Here is a 17,991-nt window from a genome sequence, read left to right as displayed (position 1 = left end):
GACATCAACCTCGGCTGTGCTGGGGGGCGCCGATTCGCCTGGCGCCGGGCCGTGTCCGCAGAGTCCCGCCCGACCTAGGTCTTGGTCGCGGCCGGCTCGTCCTCGGCCACGAACTCCACGACCGCCAGTGCGAAGAGCAGCGCCAGGGCCAGGCCCACCACGACCCAGCCGGTCGGGTACGGCCAGAGGATGAAGGTCAGGACCGCGGCGGCGACCAGGATCCAGGAGATCCAGGTGCGGTAGCGGTGCACGAAACGGCCCACGGGGCCGGTGCGCAGGCCCGCCCGGGCGGCCGTGGAGCGGACGGCGCCGATGCCCGCGTGCCACATCTGGCGGACGAAGCCGGCCCGGCGGCCGGGGCCGGTGAGCCAGGCGGCGAGGGCGACCACCACGCCGAGGGCGATGCCCACGCGTACGGAGGTGCGCAGGAAGCGGATCAGCGTGTCGTAGACGGACTCGGCGGCGGGCTGCGAGACCCCGGAGGGCAGGGCGTCCAGGTACACCACGCGGAAGACGGCCAGGGCGATGCCGAGCAGGCCGACGGCGAAGGCGAACCCGAGCGCTCCGGCGACCAGCGCCTTGCGGCGGTGCGCGGACAGGGCCACACCGCCCGCGATCAGCAGCACCGAGATCACCGGGAGCCAGACACCGGCGAGTTCCAGCAGCCGGAATCCGGTGCGGGCGCGGCCGATGTCCTCCGACTGGACGACGGTGAAGTCGGTGTGGATCTCGGGGATGTTCTTGGCGACGGTGAGGCCCGAGTCGACCAGGCGGTCCTTGACCTCCTCGACCACCGGCCCGAGGTCGACGGTCACCTTGTCGCCCTCGATCTTCACGGTGCCGCCGCCCTCGCCGGTCAGCGCCTTCACGACGGCGTCGTGGATCCGGCGGTTGGCGTCGGTCCAGATCCGGTCGAAGGCGTCGGAGGCGACGACCGCCTGTGCCTTGTCGTGCACGAAGCTGCGGACCGCGCTCTGCAGCGAGGGGCCGAGCCTGCCGAGGGCCTTCTCCACCAGCGGCCGGTCGGCGACCGGGGTCTCGGCGAGCAGCGCGGGCACGTCGAGGTGGTCCATCACGGCGTCGGTGACCCGGTTGGCCACCGCGTTCTGGATGTCCTTGTCCCGGGCGAGCGGTTCGACCGTGTCGACATAGCGACCGGTGTCGCCCACGATGCTGGCCGTCCACGCGGCGACCGCGCCCAGCGGGGCGAGAACGCAGCCGAGGACGATCAGCACGGTGGCCAGCGTGGACCGGGCCCAGTGCCGTTTGGGCTGCTCGGCCCGCCGCTCCTCCCGCTCGGCCTCCAGCGCGGCGATGCGTGCCCGCAGTTGCTCCAGCTCCGACCCGGAGCCGTCCGGAACCTCGTCCTCGCCCGCCATGCCGTACTCCCTCCTGCACCCCTGGGCTCAGGAGATCCCGGGGGGCGGGAGGGCGGCGACCGTGGCGGGCCGTCCGGGTGACCGGAGACGACGGTGCCGGCTACGCCAGTCGGTCCGTGAAGGCCGTGTAGGCGTGCTCGTCGAAGAGGACGAACGTCACCTCCTCCACCTGCGTCCGCGCGGCCCGTACGGTCTCCAGGGCGATGCGGGCCGCGTCCGCCATGGGCCAGCGGTAGACGCCGGTGGAGATGGCCGGGAAGGCGACCGTGCGGGCGCCCAGTTCGTCGGCGACGCCCAGGGACTCGCGGTAGCAGGAGGCGAGGAGGTGCGAGCGGTCCTCGCTGTCGCTGAAGACGGGGCCGACGGTGTGGATCACCCAGCGGGCGTCCAGGTTCCCCGCGGTCGTGGCGACGGCCCGGCCGGTGGGCAGGCCCTTGCCGTACCGGGAGGCGCGCAGCTTGCGGCACTCCTCCAGGATGGCGGGGCCGCCGCGGCGGTGGATCGCGCCGTCCACCCCGCCCCCGCCGAGCAGGGAGGAGTTGGCCGCGTTGACGATGGCGTCGACGCTCTGGCGGGTGATGTCGCCCTGGACGAGCGTGATGGTGGTCATGACTGCCTCAGCCTCCTCCAGACGGCCTTCGCCGCGTTGTGCCCCGACATCCCGTGCACACCGGGTCCGGGCGGGGTCGCCGAGGAGCAGAGGAACACCGCGGGATGCGGGGTGCGGTACGGGGACAGCGACAGCTTGGGGCGCAGCATCAGCTGGAGGCCGGACGCGGCGCCGGTACCGATGTCGCCGCCGACGTAGTTGGCGTTGCGCGCGGCGAGTTCGGGCGGGCCCGCGGTGGCGCGGGCGAGGACCCGGTCGCGGAACCCGGGTGCGAAGCGCTCCAGTTGGCGCTCGACGGTGTCGGTGAGGTCGCCGGTCCAGCCGTTGGGCACATGGGCGTACGCCCAGAAGACGTGCTTGCCCTCGGGAGCCCGGCTCGGGTCGACGACGCTGGGCTGGACGGTGATGAGGAAGGGCCTCTCGGGTGCCCTGCCCTCCCGGGACGCGGCGCGCAGGGCGTCGCCGATCTCCGTGCTGTCGGCGCCGATCTGCACGGTCCCGGCGCGCCGGGCCTCCGGCGCGGTCCACGGGACCGGTCCGTCCAGCGCGTAGTCGATCTTGAAGACGCCCGCGCCGTAGCGGTAGCGCTCGTAGTAGCGGCCGAAGCCGGCGATCCGGGCCAGCGCGGTGGGCGAGGTGTCGAAGATGTACGCGCGGGCGGGCGGCAGGTCGTCGAGCCGTTTGACCTCGTAGTCGGTGTGGACCGCGCCGCCGAGGTCCTTCAGGTACGCGGCGAGCGCGTCGGAGATCGACTGGGAGCCGCCCTTGGCGACCGGCCAGCCCCGGGCGTGCGCGGCGAGGGCGAAGACCAGTCCGACGGCGCCGGTGGCGAATCCGTTCAGCGGGGCCATGACATGGGCGACCAGACCGGCGAACAGGGTCTTGGCGCGCTCGCCCTGGAAGCGGCGGGTCAGCCAGGTCGACGGGGGCAGGCCGACGAGGCCGAAGCGGGCGAGGGTGACCGGATCGCGGGGCAGCGCGGTCAGCGGCAGGGACATGAAGTCGCGGGCCAGGGTGTCCCACTGACGCAGGAACGGCTCGACCAGTCTGCGGTAGGCGCCCGCGTCCCGGGCACCGAAGGAGGCGGCGGTCTCGGCGACCGAGCGGGCCAGCACGGCGGCGGTGCCGTCGGGGAAGGGGTGCGCCATCGGCAGGTCGGCGTGCAGCCACTGAAGGCCGTAGTCCGCCAGTGGCAGGGCGCGAAACGCCGGGGAGTTGACACCGAGCGGGTGGGCCGCCGAGCAGGGGTCGTGCCGGAATCCGGGGAGGGTCAGTTCCTCGGTGCGGGCTCCCCCGCCGACGGTGTCCTTGGCCTCGAACAGGGCCACGGAGAAGTCGCGGCGGGCCAGCTCCACGGCGGCCGTCAGCCCGTTCGGCCCCGCCCCCACCACGACCGCATCGAGCATCGACGGCACGTCTCGGTCCCCTTCGTCCGGTGGCCACTCACGGTCAGCATATGCCTGCCTCGCGCGCCCTTCGGCGGGTCAGACCGCCCCTCGCACCAGAAGCTCCCGGATCCTGCCCGCCGTCTCCGCGTCCCGCGCGGCCGTGAACGGCAGGGCGTTGCCGCCGGTCACCCGGAAGGGCTCACCGGTGAGCGTCAGGTGGGCGCCGCCCGCCTCCTCCACCAGCAGCAGTCCCGCCGCGTGGTCCCAGGCGGCCTCCCAGCTGAAGGCGACCGCGTCGGACTCGCCCCGGGCCACCGCCAGGTACTCCAGGCCCGCCGAGCCGCAGGCGCGCGGGGCGACACCGTCGGTCCACAGGCCGAGCAGGGCGCGCTTCTGCTCGTCGGTGGTGTAGTCGGGGTGGGAGGTGGCCACGCGCAGGTCGCGGCCGGGCTCCGGGGTGCCGGAGTTCAGCGGTTCGCCGTCGAGGCGGGCGCCCCCGCCGCGTATCGCGACGGCGAACTGGTCCAGGGCCGGGGCGTAGGTCCAGGAGGCGAGCACCACGCCCTGCCGCACCAGCGCGACCAGGGTGCAGAACCCGGTCTCGCCGCGCACGAACTGGCGGGTGCCGTCGACGGGGTCGACGATCCAGACCGGCGCGGCCTGCTGTATCGCGTCGTAGGTGGCGGGGTCGGCGTGCACTGCTTCCTCGCCGACCACCACGGAGCCGGGCAGCAGCGCGCCGAGCGCCTCGGTGAGGTACAGCTCGGCGTTGCGGTCCGCGTCCGTCACCAGGTCGTGCGGTCCGCTCTTCTGGTCGATCTCGTGCGCGGCGAGGCTGCGCCAGCGCGGCATGATCTCCTGGGCCGCGGCCCGGCGTACGGCTTCCTCCACGTCACCGGAGTGCCGGGCGAGAAACTCTTCGATGGTTTCCGTGTTCACGATCATGGGTCCATGAGAGCACGCCCCACTGACATTCCCCGCCGGGGCGGTTGAAGACGGGGTGGAATCGGCGTGAACAGGCGGATTCGCGCACATGGGGGGATTCGCACGCATGAGCGGATTCGCGTCAGGCGCGGTCCGTGACCGTCGGCTCACCGTCACCGTCACCGTCCGCCCATTCCTTCGACGTCCAGCCCATGGCCCCGGAACGCAACGGCCCGATCGGCTGCCGGCCCCAGCCTCGCTACCGCCAAACCGCACCCTCGGTGGCTGCCCTGGCCACCGAGCTCGGGCAAGAGGCATTCACACCTGTGACCTGGCGCAATGACCCGCGAGGGGAGTTACGCCCCTGCTTCGCCGCCCTGCACGGGTTCACTGCGCGCGTGGTGCCTGCGCTGTCCGATGGCAATGCGGACGAACAGCCAGCGGCGGCGGCGAGGGCCAGAGCGGCAGCTGTGCTGCGGTACCTCACCAAGTCAGGATGGCAGGGATCAACGGCCCATATTGCGTTTCACTGCCGCCCTCCCCAACGACTCGAGCTGCTCCACCGATCGGACGCTGACCCGCAGTTCCTTCGCAATTACCGTGTTCTTCTCACCCTCGCAAAGTTATCGGCGGCCAATACCCGCACCAAAATGCGCCGCAACTAGATCGGAGTTAACCTGAAATCCGAGGTGGCGCGTTCCTTAGAGGCGATCAGCGGCAGGAACGCCGGCTTGGGAACCGGAGTTGACTCTCCCTTCGGGCCCAGAAGGACCCCGATGCAATAGGCCGGTTATCCCTGGCGGGAGTGAACCACAATTTGGACGCCCGGCTAGTGAGCGACCGAAGTAGCCATACTCGGGATATCCCTAGATCAGGCATCTGCCAACAATTAGGGATGGACCGCCGATCACGCCAGGCGGCCCCCAGGAAGGTTTGACGTGACGGACACACTTCCCAACCCGGCAAGCGACAATACGACCCGATTCGAAGCGGCGCCCGAAAACGACGGCACTCTGATCCCGATACCCTCAGAAGCGCCACAGGGCAAAGCAATTCGAGACGACGCCCAGATCACCGTCAGTGCGCGTCAGGGAAACGGCTACTACGTGACAATCTACAACGGTCCGCCTGACCGGCCGAGCGAGGTCGACGACGTAATCAGTGAACTCCTCACCGAGGCAGGCATGAAGGAAATCGAAGACGCGCTCGGCTTCGGTGCAGCGCCAGCGATCCTGCGGTACGTCAGTTCTGCCGCTGGCGTTTTGGCCTCGGTGCTCACAACCTCACCCTTGCTGAACGAACAACTGTTCAGAGGCACCATGGACGATGGAACAGCAGTGACGTATATGGTGCTTACTCCGCACAGCTAGCTCCATCAGCTGTTCATGCGCTCCCCCAACGGCGAAATGGGCGGCTTCTGCACCCACCTCACCAACGTCCCCGGCGGGCTGGGCGTCAGCACACAGGTCTCCCGCGGGGATGTACTGGGCCAGGTCTGCGACAACTCCATGCCGAAGGTGCCCTGGAAGGTGGGACGGGGTCGCGGAGCTCACCCGCCGGGCGCCTGCCTCCCCCGCGGCGCCGTCGACTGCGCGGCCTCCGCCTCCGCCTTCGCGTCGCTGACCGCGGCCGCGGCCTGCTTGCCCGCCTCGTCGGCGGCCTCGGCGGCGTTGAGCGTGGCCGACCAGCCGGTGTCGAGTTCGGGGGTACGACGCTCCTCCTCCGCCGGACCCGGCTCCTCGCCCTGCGCGGCCGGCGCCGGGGCCTCTCCGGCCTGTTCCCCGAAGGCGCGGCTGACGGTGCGGATCGCCTCGGTCAGCTCACCGGGGATCACCCAGAAGGTGTTGTTGTCGCTGCCCGCGAGGTGCGGGAGGGTCTCCAGGTACTTGTACGCGAGGACCTTGGCGTCGGCGTTGTTGCGGTGCACGGCCTGGAAGACCAGCTCCACGGCCTTCGCCTCGCCGTCCGCCCGAAGGATCATGGCCTGCTGCGCGCCCTGCGCCTCCAGGATGTCCTTCTGCCGGGTGCCCTCGGCCGTGAGGATCTTGGCCTGCCGGTCGCCCTCGGCGTGCAGGATGGCCGCGCGCTTGTCCCGCTCGGCGCGCATCTGCTTCTCCATGGCCTCCTTGATGGTGGCGGGCGGGTCGATGGCCTTGATCTCTACGCGGTTGACCCGGATGCCCCACTTGCCGGTCGCGTCGTCGAGGACCGCGCGCAGCCGGGAGTTGATCTCCTCGCGGGAGGTGAGGGTCTCCTCCAGGTCCATGGAGCCGATGACGTTGCGCAGGGTGGTCACGGTGAGCTGGTCGATGGCCTGGAGGTAGTCGGCGACCTCGTAGGCCGCCGCCCGCGGGTCGGTGATCTGGTAGTAGAGGACGGTGTCGATGTTGACCACGAGGTTGTCCTCGGTGATCACCGGGCGCGGGTCCGAGGAGTAGACCTGCTCGCGCACGTCGAGCCGGGTGTTGATGCGGTCGGCCACCGGGATCACCAGGTTCAGCCCGGGTTGCAGCGTGCGGTGGTATCTGCCGAACCGCTCGATGTTGTAGCGGCGCGCCTGCGGGACGATCCGCACAGTGGCGGCCACCAGGAAGACGACCACGAGGGCCGCCACAAGGGCGAGGATGACGACGGGATCCACTGTGCCTCCGTTGCTGGACGGTCAACCGATCACGGAAGGAGCTCGCGGGGGTAGACGATGGCCGTGGCGCCGTCGATCTCCATGACGTCCACCAGCGCACCGACCGGGATGACCAGGCTCTCGTCCAGGGAACGGGCGGTCCACTCCTCGCCGGAGAGCTTGATCAGGCCGTGGGTTGCGGTGACCTCCCGCACGACCTCGGCCCGTCTGCCGATCAGCGCGTCGGTGCCCTCGTGGGAGAGGGACGGCTGCGCCATCTGCCTGAGCGCGACCGGACGGACGAGCAGCAGGCCCGCCGCCGCCGTAGCACCCAGGGCCAGCAGCTGGCCGAGCAGGCCGACGCCCACACCGGCCACCACCGCGGCGACCAGCGCTGCTCCCGCCAGCAGGCCGAGGACCAGCGTCAGGGTGAAGAACTCCGCGGCACCCAGTGCCGCGGCGGCGAGCAGCCAGACGAACCACGGCATCGAATCGCCCTCCTTCAGGGGCCTTGTCAACCAAGCTACCTCCCGGCCCTGGACGAGCGGATACGGCAGCCGTGGCGCTCGGCTCCTTGTGCGCTCAGTGTCCCCCGCCGACGGCCCGTCGTCACTGCCCGGGTCCGGCAGTTTCGCGCCGCCCGAACTGCACGAACACCGCAACTCGCCCAGGAGGGGCGGCGGCAACGGCATGCCGGTGTCGGCGGCCGGGGCGGACAGGGCATGGTGGGGGCGGACACATGAAGATCGTTCGCAGTCGGAGGTGCCGTCCAGCATGGCTTTACTCGATCGGCCCGCCCGGCCCGCCGAGGGCCCCGGGCACATGATCGTCTGCGGGAACGACACACTCGCCGAGCGGCTGGCCGCCGAACTCGCCTCGGTCTACCGGGAACGCGTGACGCTCGTCGTGCCGGGCGAGCCCAGGGCCTCGGCGACCTCGTCCGCGGCGGCGGCGCTGTTCGCCCGGCTGCAGGCCGCGATGCGCCGCGGGGGCGGCGGGGAGGCGGACGGGCCGCGGGTGCTGCAGGCGCCCGCGCTGGACGAGTCCGCGCTCGTGGAGGCGGGGGTGCGGGAGGCGGCGGCGCTGGCGCTCGTGCATGACGACGACGAGACGAACATCCACGCCGCGTTGGCCGCCCGCCGCCTCAATCCCCGGCTGCGGCTGGTGATCCGGCTGTACAACCGCAAGCTCGGCCAGCATCTGGAGCAGGTCCTCGACCAGGCGGCGGCGCTCGCCGTGCCCGGCCTCGACCCGCACGCCCTGGACACCTCGACCACCGTCCTGTCCGACGCGGACACCGCGGCGCCCGCGCTCGCGGCCACCGCCATCGCGGGCACCAGCAAGGTCGTCCAGGCCGACGGGCTGCTGCTGCGCGCCGTGGAACGCGACCCGGCGGGGTCGGACCGTGCCGATGACCCCGGGCTGTGCACGCTCGCGCTGTTGTCCTCGACCACCAACGACCCCGCGGGGTCGGAGGGTTCGGACGCCAGCGGACGGGAGGGCCCGACGCTGCTGCCGGACGACGACGCGGTGGCCGCGGCCGCCGGACGCGGCACGGTGGTGCTGGAGACGGTCACGCACTCCGCGCCCACGTCCCCGCCCCGGCTGCGGATGGGCCCGGTCGCACCGCTGGGCTCGCTCTTCTCCCGCCGGCTGCGCTGGTCGGTGGCCGGGCTCGCGCTCTGCGTCCTGGGGTTGGGCGTGGCGACCCGGATCACCACCGGCGACCATCCGCTGCACGCGGCGTACGTCGTCCTGCTCGACCTCTTCGCGATCAACGACCCGGCGCACGGCGAGTCCACGTCCCGCCAGGTGCTCCAACTGCTGTCCGCGCTCGCGGGTCTGCTGCTGCTCCCGGTGCTGTTCGCCGCCGCGCTGGAGGCCTTCGGCGCCTTCCGCACCGCCGCCGCGCTGCGCCGCCCTCCGCGGGGGCTGTCCGGGCATGTCGTGCTGCTCGGCCTCGGCAAGATCGGCACGCGCGTGCTGGCGCGGCTGAGGGAACTCGACATCCCCGTGGTGTGCGTGGAGGAGGATCCCGAGGCGCGCGGCATCGCGCTGGCCCGGCGGCTGCGCATCCCCACCGTCATCGGGGACGTCACCCAGGAGGGGGTGCTGGAGGCCGCGGGCGTCCGCCGCGCGCACGCCCTGCTGGCCCTGACCAGCAGTGACACCACGAACCTGGAGGCGGCCCTGTACGCCCGCTCGGTGCAGCCGGAGCTGCGGGTGGCGCTGCGGCTGTACGACGACGACTTCGCCGCCGCCGTCTACCGCACCCTGCGCGCGGCGCACCCCCGGGCGCTGACCCGCAGCCGCAGCGTGTCCACGCTGGCCGCACCCGCCTTCGCGGGCGCCATGATGGGCCGCCAGATCCTGGGCGCCATCCCGGTCGAACGCCGCGTCCTGGTCTTCGCCGCCCTGGAGGTCGCCGGGCACCCCCAGCTCGAAGGCCGCACGGTCGCCGAGTCCTTCCGCCCCGGTGCCTGGCGGGTCATCGCCCTGGACACCGCCGACGCGGCCGACCGGGTCCCCGACCTCGCCGCCACTCCCCACCCGGAGAACCGCCACGCGGGCCTCATCTGGGACCTGCACCCCGGATACGTCCTGCGCGGGGAGGACCGGGTGGTCCTCGCGGCGACCCGTCAGGGGCTGGCGGAGCTGCTCGGGCGGCGGCCGAGCCGGACGGTCACGGAGCCGCGGCGCGGGGGTTCCTGAGCGGGGCCCGCGCTCATGGACCGCCGGTCGCGTCGTATCAGCAGGGCCGTGGAGGCCGCCACGATCAGCAGTGCGACGGTGAGGGGGACGAGGAAGGGGGTCATGGCCGCTCCTGGGGTCGGTCGGCGTGCCGGGCGTGGGGGTTCGCCAGGAGGTTGCGGGGGTCCGCGGCCCGGGTGATGGCGGATTCCACCGCCGCCACCCGGTCGGCGAGGAGGCCGAGGGCGGCGACGGCGCGGACCACGGGGTCCTCCTCCGGGCCGCCCAGGGCCTGGGTGCGGACGTAGGCGGACTTGAGCTCCGCCCAGCGGGCGGCCTGCTCCGGGGTCCGGGTGCCGCGCAGCTCGGCCAGCTTGAGCAGGTTCGCCTCCGCGCCCTCCGTCAGGGTCTGGGCCTCGGCCGTGAAGTGGTCGGTGACCACGGCGGCGACCTCGGCGTCGTTCATGACGGGACGGATCCGCTGGGCGATCTTGTTCATCGTGCGGTAGGAGCCCTGGAGCTTGAACGGCGGCTCGGTGCGGGTCGTGTCCGACTGGGCCGCGGAGGCGATGTACGCGGCGTTGACGGCGAGCACCGTCTCGCGCACCCGCAGCAGGTGCCGCAGTACGGCCCGGATCTGCTCGACCTCGACCGGCGCGTAGGGGTGGGTGAGCTGGTCCGGCAGCGCCGTGGGGTCGTCGGCGGCGAGGCGGACGAACACCTCCAGGTCGCGGCGGTCGCGTCCGGCGAGCGGGGCGAGCACCGGGTTGGAGGTGAGCGCGTTCTCCAGGAAGCTGTACGCGAAGGCGTCGTCCTTGCCGGTCAGTACGTCGCCGAGGTTCCACACGTCGGCCCGGTTGGCGAGCATGTCGGGCACCTGGAAGCGGGCGCCGGACTCGGTGTAGGGGTTGCCGGCCATGCAGACGGCGAAGCGCTTGCCGCGCAGGTCGTAGGTGCGCGGCTCGCCGTCCCGCACACCGTCGATACGGCGGGTCGCGTCGCACAGCGGGATGAACTTCTGCAGCAGCTCGGGCGAGGTGTGCTGGATGTCGTCCAGGCACAGCAGGGTGTTGTTGCCCGCCGCCAGCGCGAAGTTGATCTTCTCGATCTCCTGGCGGGCGGTGGCGTTGGGCGCCTCGGCCGGGTCCAGCGAGGTCACGCCGTGGCCGAGGGCGGGTCCGCTGATCCTCACCAGCATCAGGCCGAGCCGGTCGGCGACGTATTCCATCAGCGTCGTCTTGCCGTAGCCGGGCGGGGACACGAGCAGCAGCAGTCCGCCCGTGTCGGTGCGCTTGGACTCCCCCGTGGTGCCGAGCTGCTTGGCGAGGCTGTCGCCGATGAGGGGCAGATACACCTCGTCGATGAGGCGTCCGCGCACGAAGGCGGCCAGCGAGCGCGGCCGGTGGTCGTCCAGGCGCAGGCGTGCGCGCTCGGCGGTGACCAGCTCGGTACGGCGGCGCTGGTAGGCGCGGAAGGCGGGCACCTCCTGCTCGGCGAACCGGCGGGTGCGGGCGAGGAAGTCGTCGACGCGCAGGCGCAGTCGGCGGCCGTCGATGCGCGGGTGGCTGCCGAGCAGTCCGTCCACGGTGGTCTCCAGCGCCGCCTCCGACACGTACCGGGGCAGGTCCGGGCACAGCTCGGCGGCCACCGCCTCGGCCAGGTCCCCGGCGCTCACCTCCTCGCCACTGGCGGCGGCGTACGCCGAGAGCCACCCCTCGACGAGCTGGTGCCGGGCGGCCGGGTCGGCCAGCGCCGCCAGGTCCTCGTCGTAGGCCGAACCGCCCGTGGCGCGCCGGAACTTGTCCAGCAGCGTGCGCGTCCCGGCCGCCAGGACGAACCCCTCGGGGCCGGTGGTCAGCTCCTCGAAGAGGTAGGCCGCCGCCTCCGGGCCGCCCGCCGCCTCGGCCAGTTCGGCCTGGAGGTCGGCGATGGCGGGCGCGAGCCCGAAGGTGTCGCGGGCGCGGGCCATGGACACCGCGCGCCGGGTCCAGGCCGCCCGCTCCTCGGGGGCGGTGCCGTGTGCCCAGTACAACTGGGCGGCGGCGCGGGCGGCGGGCTCGTGGCGCAGGGTGCCCGCCTGCTCGTACAGGGGCAGCAGGGCGGTGAGGATCGCGGTCGCGTCGTGGTCGTGGACGCCGCGCTCGTAGCCCTCGTCGTACGCCTCCTGCGCCGCGGTGAGCACCAGGGCGGGCAGGTCGGCGGCGGCCAGCGCCTCGGCGTCGTGCTCACGCAGCAGGCGGGCGGCGAGGTGTTCGGCGCGGTAGACCTCGGGCGACTCCGAGAGCAGGTGCCGGTCCCAGTAGGGGCGGGTGTCGGCGAACGCGGGGTCGGTGACGGGGGCGCGGTAGTCGGTGCCGGTGACGGCGTAGGCGAGGCCGTCACCGTGCGGGACGAGGGTGAGGTCGAAGGGGTCGGTGGTGACGGCGAAGCGGTGACCGCCGAGGCGGATGGTGCGTCCGCCGTCGCCGAACAGGTCGGCGCGGTCGCGCAGGGCGCGCAGCGCCTCCTGGTGGGCGGCCTTCAGGCGGCCGTCCAGCTCCTCCGCCCGTACCCCGTCGCCGAGTTCGCGCAGTTCCTCGGCGGTGCGGCGGACACGGGCGACCATCGGGTCGGAGGCGAAGAAGGTGCTGACCGCGTCGGCGTCGGCGAAGGTGGCCGCACGCCGGGCGACCGTCCCAAGAATGCGTCCGGCGGCCGTGGTGAGCTGTTCGGCGCGGCGGGCGCGGGCGTCCACCAGGCTCTGCTTGCGGCCCGCGAAGGCGTCGTGGATCTCGGTGCGCCGGTCGGCGAGTTCGGTGAGGAAGTCGTCGAAGTCGCCGAAGCGGGACTCCAGGTTCTCCACCCGGGCCAGCACCCGGGCGAGGTGGTCGTCGCAGGCGTCCGGGGTGTCGGCCTCGGCGAGGGCGCCGGTGACCGTCTGGCCGAGCAGGGTCAGTTCGGCGGCGAACTCGGCGCGGCCCTCGCGGTCGCGCAGTTCACGGCGGCGGGCGTCGAGCAGGGCACGGACCCGGTTGACGCCGCCGAGGACTTCGGCGATGCGCTCCAGCACGGCGGTGCGCACGATGGCGTCGGCGATGTCGAGGCCGGAGACGACCTCGGTGACCGTGCGCAGCGCCCCCCCGAGGGTGTCGAGCCGCTCCTCGACCGGCGCCGCGGCGGCCACGCCGGTCAACGCCTCCGCGTCGGCGGCCAGTTGCTCGACCTCGTCCAGGTGCGCGGCGAAGGCGTCCTCGCGGCTGAGGTGGGTCACCGCCCGCTTCCCGAACGCGGCGAGGTCGGCCTCGGCCCCGGCGGCGAGTTCGTCGATGCGGTCGGTGTCGGCGTACTTGAGGTCCTTCAGGGTGAGCAAGTGCCCCTGTGCCTGGCGCAGTTCGGTCAGTCCGGTCACCCACGCGGTGGCCTCGCGCGGGGCCTCGCCGCGCAGTCGGCGTACGACGGCGGCGAGCCGGTCGGCGGCCTCGGTGAGCGCGTCGGCGGCCTGCCGGGTCAGCGTCTGTACGGTCTCGAACTCGGCGAGTACTTGGGCGCCGGTGTTCTGGATCTGCCGCAACGGCCCGAGCAGATCGCCGAGTTCGGGCTCACCCAGCCAGTGGTGGGCGTCGGCGGTGCGGGCGCAGTCCGCGGTGAGGGCGGCGTACACCTCGGTGGTCGGGGTGGTCTCTGCGACGGCACGGGTGACGGCGAGGCAGTCCGCGATACCGCGTACGAGGTCGGCGTTGCCGATGCGGGCCAGCGGCCCCTCGCCCACGGGCCGGGCGGCGGCGTAGGTGTCGGAGACGTAGGGCGAGCTCCACAGCTGCACGGGGTGCACGCGTCCCGGCTCGTCGCCGTCCGCCCGCAGCACGGCGAGGGCGCCGTCCTCGAACAGGGTCCAGCCCCGGCACACGATCGGGGCGGCGATCTCCTTGCGGATGGTGTTGTACGACAGCAGCAGGCCGCGCCCCTGCGCCCGCGCGTGGAAGGCGTAGAGCACGTCCTCGCCGTACGGCGAACGCACTTCCGCCGCGAACTCCAGTCCGGCGCTGTCGAGGTCGAAGACCTTGTGGGCGCCGGTGGCCAGGCAGTAGCCGCCGGGGAAGACGATGCCCTGGTCGTCGGGGAGGCGGCGGCAGGCCAGTCCGACCGCGTCGAGGCGCAGGACGGTCCTGGTGAGGGTGTTGAAGACCAGGTACCGGTCGGTGTCCTCCTTGTAGGGGCGGACCCGCAGCAGGAGCAGGGCGCCGACGCGCGCGTGCGCGATGCCGGCGTCGGCGAGGGACTGCAGGGGCTCGTCCACCGGCTCGGTGAACAGGTCCTCGTCGTCGGTTCCGGCGCGGACGGTGAGCGCCCCGCCTACGGTGGAGACCAGGACCTCGCCGCCGACGCGGACGTGCGGGCGGTCGGCGCCGGGGACGTGGTCCTCGCGGGTGGCCTCGGTCCAGGTGAAGTCGTGGGAGGGCGGCAGCACGTCGTCGCGGTCGCCGCGCGCGTCCAGGAAGGACAGGCTGCCGTCGTGGGCGACCGCCCAGCGCAGTACCCGTACGTCGCCGGTCTTCTCACCGGTCTGGAAGACGGCGAGCAGGCGGCCCTCCAGGCGGCGCAGGCCGAGCAGCTGGGCCTGCCGGAAGTAGCGGAAGAGGGCCGCGAACTCCCGCCGGAACTCGGGGTCGTCGAGCAGTCCGGGCACCGCGTCCTCGGGCAGCCGGTTCAAGTCCCGGTCGTACAGGGCGAAGACATCGCCGACGGCGGGTTCCGCGCGGACGCCGGAGACGTCGTCGGCGCCGAACAGCAGGGTGTCGCCGACGGCGACGAGGTCGCGGGCGAGGCCCGCGTGCTCGGTGCGCAGCCGTTCGGTGCCGGTCAGTTCGAGGCGGGTGGCGCCGAACTCCTCGACGCGGCGGGCGTTGAGCGCCTCGGCGCGGCGGGCGAGTTCGGCGGCCTGCGCGGTGAGCCGGTCGCGCAGCACCTCGTAGGCGCCGTTGTCGACGGCGTACGCCTGGGTGTCCGGGCCGGTGGTCATGGTGTCCCCTCGCAATGTGTTCCGTGGCGGGCCGGAGCTGCCGCCCCCCGCGCGGCAGCTCCGTCGGCGTCCGGCCGGTTCAACCCCTCGCGGCGCCGTTCACAGCCGCGAGCGGGGTGTCGGCCAGGCCCAGTTCGCCCGCCCGGTCCAGGAGCTGCTGGAGCTGTCCGGCGTTCGGGCCGCCCGCCTTCATGAGCTTCATCAGCAGCGCGGAGACGGTCAGGTCCCGTACGTCACCGGTGGAGACGGAGCCGAGGACCCGGGTGAGGTCGTCGGTGAAGCTCGACGTGCCGTCCAGCCAGGGCTTGGCCAGGGCCTGCGCGGTGCTGGAGTGCTCGACGAAGGAGTCGACGCCCTTGCCGAGCGCGATGGAGTTCACCAGCCGGTCGAAGAAGACCGACTCGCCGCCGACGATGTTGATGTCGGCGCTCTCCAGACCGGTGGCGAGCACGGTGGCCTGCGCCTCGGCGACCTGCCGCTGCACGTCCAGGCCCGCGAGCCGGATGTCCTTCTCGGCCTCCAGCCGCAGCCGGTACTCCTCGTGGGCGCGGGACGCCTCGTCCAGGGCGGCCATGGCGGCGGCCTTCTCGGTGAGACCGGCGGCCTCGGCCTTGAGCTTCTCGCCGATGGCGTCCGCCTCGGCGAGCGCCTTGGCCTTGGCGCCCTCGGCCTCGGCCAGCATGCGCGCCTGGGTGGCCTCGGCCTCCGCGCGGCCCGCCTTCTCGATGACGTCGGCCTCCTTGTCGCGGACCTGCACGGCGGCGAGCCCTTCGGCGGCGGACTCGGCCTGGATGCCCTCGGCGAGCCTCAGCTTGGCCTGCGCGTCCAGGTCGGCGCTCTTCAACCGGGCCTCGGCGAGGGTGAGTTCCTCGGCGGCACGGTGCACGGCGGCCTGTTCGGCGGCCTCGGCGGCCTTGATGTCCTTGACCAGCTTCTCCTGCGCCTCCGCCTCGGCGGCGATGATGACGGCCTGCCGCTGCCGCTCGGCCTCCTCGACCGCGCGCAGCTTCTTGATGGACTCCTCCTGCTCGGCGACCGTACGGTCCACGGCGACCCGCTCGCGGACGACCTCGGCGATGTTGCGCTTCTCCGCCTCGACCTCCTTCTCCGCGGCGATCCGGGTCAGTTCCGTCTCCCGGTCGCGGGCGATGACCTCCAGCATCCGGTCCTTCTCGATGCGCTCGTTCTCCACGGCGATGACCCGCTCGCGGTTCTTCTGCGCGACGGCGACCTCGCGGGCCTGGTTCTCCCGCTGGACGCCGAGCTGCTCCTCGGTGCGCAGGAACGCCGACTGCGCCCGCAGCCGCTCCTCCTCCACCACCCGCGCCGTCTCGGCCTCCTCACGGGCCCGGACGGTCTCGATCTCGCGGCGCTGCTTGATCTCGGCGTCCGCCTGCCGGCGCTCCAGCTCCAGCACGGCCTCGCGGGCGTCGACGTTCTGCCGGGTGATCTCCTTCTCCTCGTTGCGCTGCGCCTCGTTGGTGCGGACGTGCTCCACCGCGGTCAGTTCGGTGATCTTGCGAATGCCCTGGGCGTCGAGGACGTTGGCCGGGTCGAGGTGGGTGAGCGGCGTCTGCTCCAGGTAGTCGATCGCCGCGTCCTCCAGGTGGTAGCCGTTGAGGTCGACGCCGATGACCTCGATGATCCGGTACCGCAGCTCCTCGCGCTTGGTGTAGAGGTCGGTGAAGTCCATCTGCTTGCCGACGGTCTTCAGCGCCTCGGAGAACTTCGCGTGGAACAGTTCCTGAAGGGTGTTGCGGTCGCTGGCGCGTGCGGTGCCGACGGACTGGGCGACCTTGATCACGTCCTCGACGGTCTTGTTGACCTTGACGAAGAACGAGATGCGGATGTCCGCGCGGATGTTGTCGCGGCAGATCAGGCCTTCCTTGCCGGCCCGGGTGATCTCGATGGTCTTCACCGAGATGTCCATCACCTCGGCCTTGTGCAGCACGGGCAGCACGACCTGGCCGGTGAAGGTCACGTCGACCTTGCGCATCTTGGAGACGATGAGCGCCTTGCCCTGCTCCACCTTGCGGAACAGCCTGGCGACGACGAGCAGGACGAGCAGCAGGGCGGCGACGAGCACGCCGACGCCCACGATCATGGCAATCATGGCGAAGGTCCTTGTGGCGTAAGGGAATGCAAGGGAAGTAAGAGGTGCGGACGAGGTGCGCGCGCGGCCGGTCAGACGGCGGGTGGGCGCGCGCCGGGCAGGGCGGTACTGCGTTCGTCCGGGCAGAGGCGGTGTAGAGGTCGTACGAACGGGCACGACGGGCCGGCGGCGGGGGCCGGCAGCGCGGGGGCCGGGGCGACCGGTACGAGGGCCGCGGCGGCGGCTGTCATGAGAAGGCGCACGGTCGATCCCCCCTGTTCTGCGTCGCGTCGAGCTGCGCCGGCGGGGGCACTGTCGCGGCCGGTGATCGTGCCGGGCACCTGCCGGTACCCGGCACCTGAACCATCCGACGTGCTCCCCGCGAGCCATGCTGCCTGACTGACCGTCACTGCCGCATTGCCGGATCCCGGCAATGTTGTCGGGGCCCTGTATGCCGACGGCGCGCTAGAAGTCCTGGCGGAGAATTTCCTCGCGCAGGGCGTCCCGGTCCAGTTCCAGCGCCGGGGGCAGGTGCTCGTTCCAGCCGTCGGCCAGGCTGTCGAGGGCCTGGGCCAGGCCGAGTTGGAGGCGGCGCCGGGCCAGCGGGAGCACGAGGGCGAGGAGGGGGCGCAGAAGTCCTCTGCCCCGGCCGGTCAGGGTGACCTCGACCAGCCAGTGGCCGTCCTCGGACGGCCGGGGAACGGCCCGGATCTCCGCCTGGACGGGTTTGCCGCGCAGCCTGATCCGGAGGGGTGCGGAATGCGCGTCGGGTTCGCCCCCGGCCGCCGCCCACCAGTCGTCGAACCTCAGCCGCACCGACCCCGCCCAGGCGGACAACATCCTTGGGGTGCCGGTGAATTGGGCCTCGCCCTTGGCCTCGGCGCGCCGGGGCCGGTCGGTGCCGCGCAGGGCGGCCTCCCACGTCATGCGGCCCTCGGGATGCTCGACGTCGCCCACCGCGCGCAGGGTCCGGCGGCGGTCCCACTCCTTGACGGTGACGAGGCAGGTGGCGCTCTCGTCGTCGACGGAGTACCGGGCGCCGCGCCGCAGATGACGCCCCGTCACCAGACGTACCCCTTCGGCCTCCTTGCCGTCGGGCAGCAGGATCCGCCCGTTCTCGGCCCGGGAATCCTCGGCGAGTTCTACGAGCACGGCGACGATCCCGCCGAACCAGTCGTACGGAACGGCGTGCACGAGCACGGAGTGAGAGACGGCGACCATGGGCCCACGATGGCGGACGGCACCGCCCTCACCACCATGCCCGTGCACGGCAGTCCCGCCCGCCCCG

The 17,991-nt window shown here is 72.5% G+C and carries 11 protein-coding genes; 2 read left to right on the top strand and 9 right to left on the bottom strand.

The window, feature by feature from the left end:
* Positions 1 to 74 precede the first annotated feature (74 nt).
* The 4 genes from GA0115233_RS09210 to GA0115233_RS09195 all read right to left on the bottom strand — a co-directional run bounded on the left by GA0115233_RS09210 (position 75) and on the right by GA0115233_RS09195 (position 4,322).
* Positions 75 to 1,379, bottom strand: a complete 1,305-nt coding sequence (locus tag GA0115233_RS09210; RefSeq protein ID WP_093719636.1) for a hypothetical protein — start codon at positions 1,377 to 1,379, stop codon at positions 75 to 77.
* Positions 1,380 to 1,479: 100 nt separating this feature from the next.
* On the bottom strand, positions 1,480 to 1,989 hold the full coding sequence (locus tag GA0115233_RS09205) for an O-acetyl-ADP-ribose deacetylase (RefSeq protein WP_093719635.1): 510 nt from the start codon (positions 1,987 to 1,989) through the stop codon (positions 1,480 to 1,482).
* Positions 1,986 to 3,395, bottom strand: a complete 1,410-nt coding sequence (locus GA0115233_RS09200) for a phytoene desaturase family protein (protein ID WP_093719693.1) — start codon at positions 3,393 to 3,395, stop codon at positions 1,986 to 1,988. Before GA0115233_RS09200 ends, GA0115233_RS09205 begins: the two co-directional genes overlap by 4 nt.
* Before the next feature lie 78 nt (positions 3,396 to 3,473).
* Entirely contained in the window at positions 3,474 to 4,322 is an 849-nt protein-coding gene (locus GA0115233_RS09195) for an inositol monophosphatase family protein (protein WP_093719634.1), read from the bottom strand.
* A 917-nt stretch (positions 4,323 to 5,239) separates the two neighbouring features.
* Here GA0115233_RS09195 and GA0115233_RS40575 point away from each other — a divergent pair.
* Entirely contained in the window at positions 5,240 to 5,671 is a 432-nt protein-coding gene (locus tag GA0115233_RS40575) for a hypothetical protein (protein ID WP_141689493.1), read from the top strand.
* Between the two features lie 179 nt (positions 5,672 to 5,850).
* Here the strand turns inward: GA0115233_RS40575 and GA0115233_RS09185 are convergent, their stop codons facing one another.
* Positions 5,851 to 6,942: an SPFH domain-containing protein gene (locus tag GA0115233_RS09185; protein WP_093719632.1), complete on the bottom strand. Its 1,092-nt coding sequence runs from the start codon at positions 6,940 to 6,942 to the stop codon at positions 5,851 to 5,853.
* Between the two features lie 29 nt (positions 6,943 to 6,971).
* On the bottom strand, positions 6,972 to 7,409 hold the full coding sequence (locus GA0115233_RS09180; protein ID WP_093719631.1) for an NfeD family protein: 438 nt from the start codon (positions 7,407 to 7,409) through the stop codon (positions 6,972 to 6,974).
* Positions 7,410 to 7,695: 286 nt separating this feature from the next.
* Here GA0115233_RS09180 and GA0115233_RS09175 point away from each other — a divergent pair, with 286 nt between their 5' ends.
* Positions 7,696 to 9,633, top strand: coding sequence for an NAD(P)-binding protein (locus GA0115233_RS09175; protein WP_255310108.1), 1,938 nt, complete (start codon positions 7,696 to 7,698; stop codon positions 9,631 to 9,633).
* A 100-nt stretch (positions 9,634 to 9,733) separates the two neighbouring features.
* Here GA0115233_RS09175 and GA0115233_RS09170 read toward each other — a convergent pair whose 3' ends face one another.
* The 3 genes from GA0115233_RS09170 to GA0115233_RS09160 form a co-directional block, all read right to left on the bottom strand.
* Entirely contained in the window at positions 9,734 to 14,611 is a 4,878-nt protein-coding gene (locus tag GA0115233_RS09170; RefSeq protein WP_107406423.1) for a DNA repair ATPase, read from the bottom strand.
* A 79-nt stretch (positions 14,612 to 14,690) separates the two neighbouring features.
* Positions 14,691 to 16,724 (bottom strand): hypothetical protein, encoded by a 2,034-nt coding sequence (locus GA0115233_RS09165; RefSeq protein ID WP_093719629.1) that lies wholly within the window; start codon positions 16,722 to 16,724, stop codon positions 14,691 to 14,693.
* Between the two features lie 444 nt (positions 16,725 to 17,168).
* Complete coding sequence (locus GA0115233_RS09160; RefSeq protein WP_093719628.1) at positions 17,169 to 17,924, bottom strand: hypothetical protein; 756 nt, start codon at positions 17,922 to 17,924, stop codon at positions 17,169 to 17,171.
* Positions 17,925 to 17,991: the final 67 nt, after the last annotated feature.

Origin of the sequence: Streptomyces sp. DI166 (assembly GCF_900091315.1) — a bacterium.
In the GTDB taxonomy this organism is placed as follows: Bacteria; Actinomycetota; Actinomycetes; order Streptomycetales; family Streptomycetaceae; genus Streptomyces; species Streptomyces fuscus.
Note: the sequence above shows the minus strand (reverse complement) of the source record. Positions and strands in the feature narration are given on the sequence as shown.

Excerpts from the sequence above, each read along its gene's own strand:
- GA0115233_RS09200 (WP_093719693.1), bottom strand. The coding sequence starts at position 3,395 with ATGCTCGATGCGGTCGTGGTGGGGGCGGGGCCGAACGGGCTGACGGCC.
- GA0115233_RS09195 (WP_093719634.1), bottom strand. The coding sequence starts at position 4,322 with ATGATCGTGAACACGGAAACCATCGAAGAGTTTCTCGCCCGGCACTCC.
- GA0115233_RS09160 (WP_093719628.1), bottom strand. The coding sequence starts at position 17,924 with ATGGTCGCCGTCTCTCACTCCGTGCTCGTGCACGCCGTTCCGTACGAC.
- GA0115233_RS09165 (WP_093719629.1), bottom strand. The coding sequence starts at position 16,724 with ATGATTGCCATGATCGTGGGCGTCGGCGTGCTCGTCGCCGCCCTGCTG.
- GA0115233_RS09170 (WP_107406423.1), bottom strand. The coding sequence starts at position 14,611 with ATGACCACCGGCCCGGACACCCAGGCGTACGCCGTCGACAACGGCGCC.
- GA0115233_RS09210 (WP_093719636.1), bottom strand. The coding sequence starts at position 1,379 with ATGGCGGGCGAGGACGAGGTTCCGGACGGCTCCGGGTCGGAGCTGGAG.
- GA0115233_RS09175 (WP_255310108.1), top strand. The coding sequence starts at position 7,696 with ATGGCTTTACTCGATCGGCCCGCCCGGCCCGCCGAGGGCCCCGGGCAC.
- GA0115233_RS09180 (WP_093719631.1), bottom strand. The coding sequence starts at position 7,409 with ATGCCGTGGTTCGTCTGGCTGCTCGCCGCCGCGGCACTGGGTGCCGCG.
- GA0115233_RS09205 (WP_093719635.1), bottom strand. The coding sequence starts at position 1,989 with ATGACCACCATCACGCTCGTCCAGGGCGACATCACCCGCCAGAGCGTC.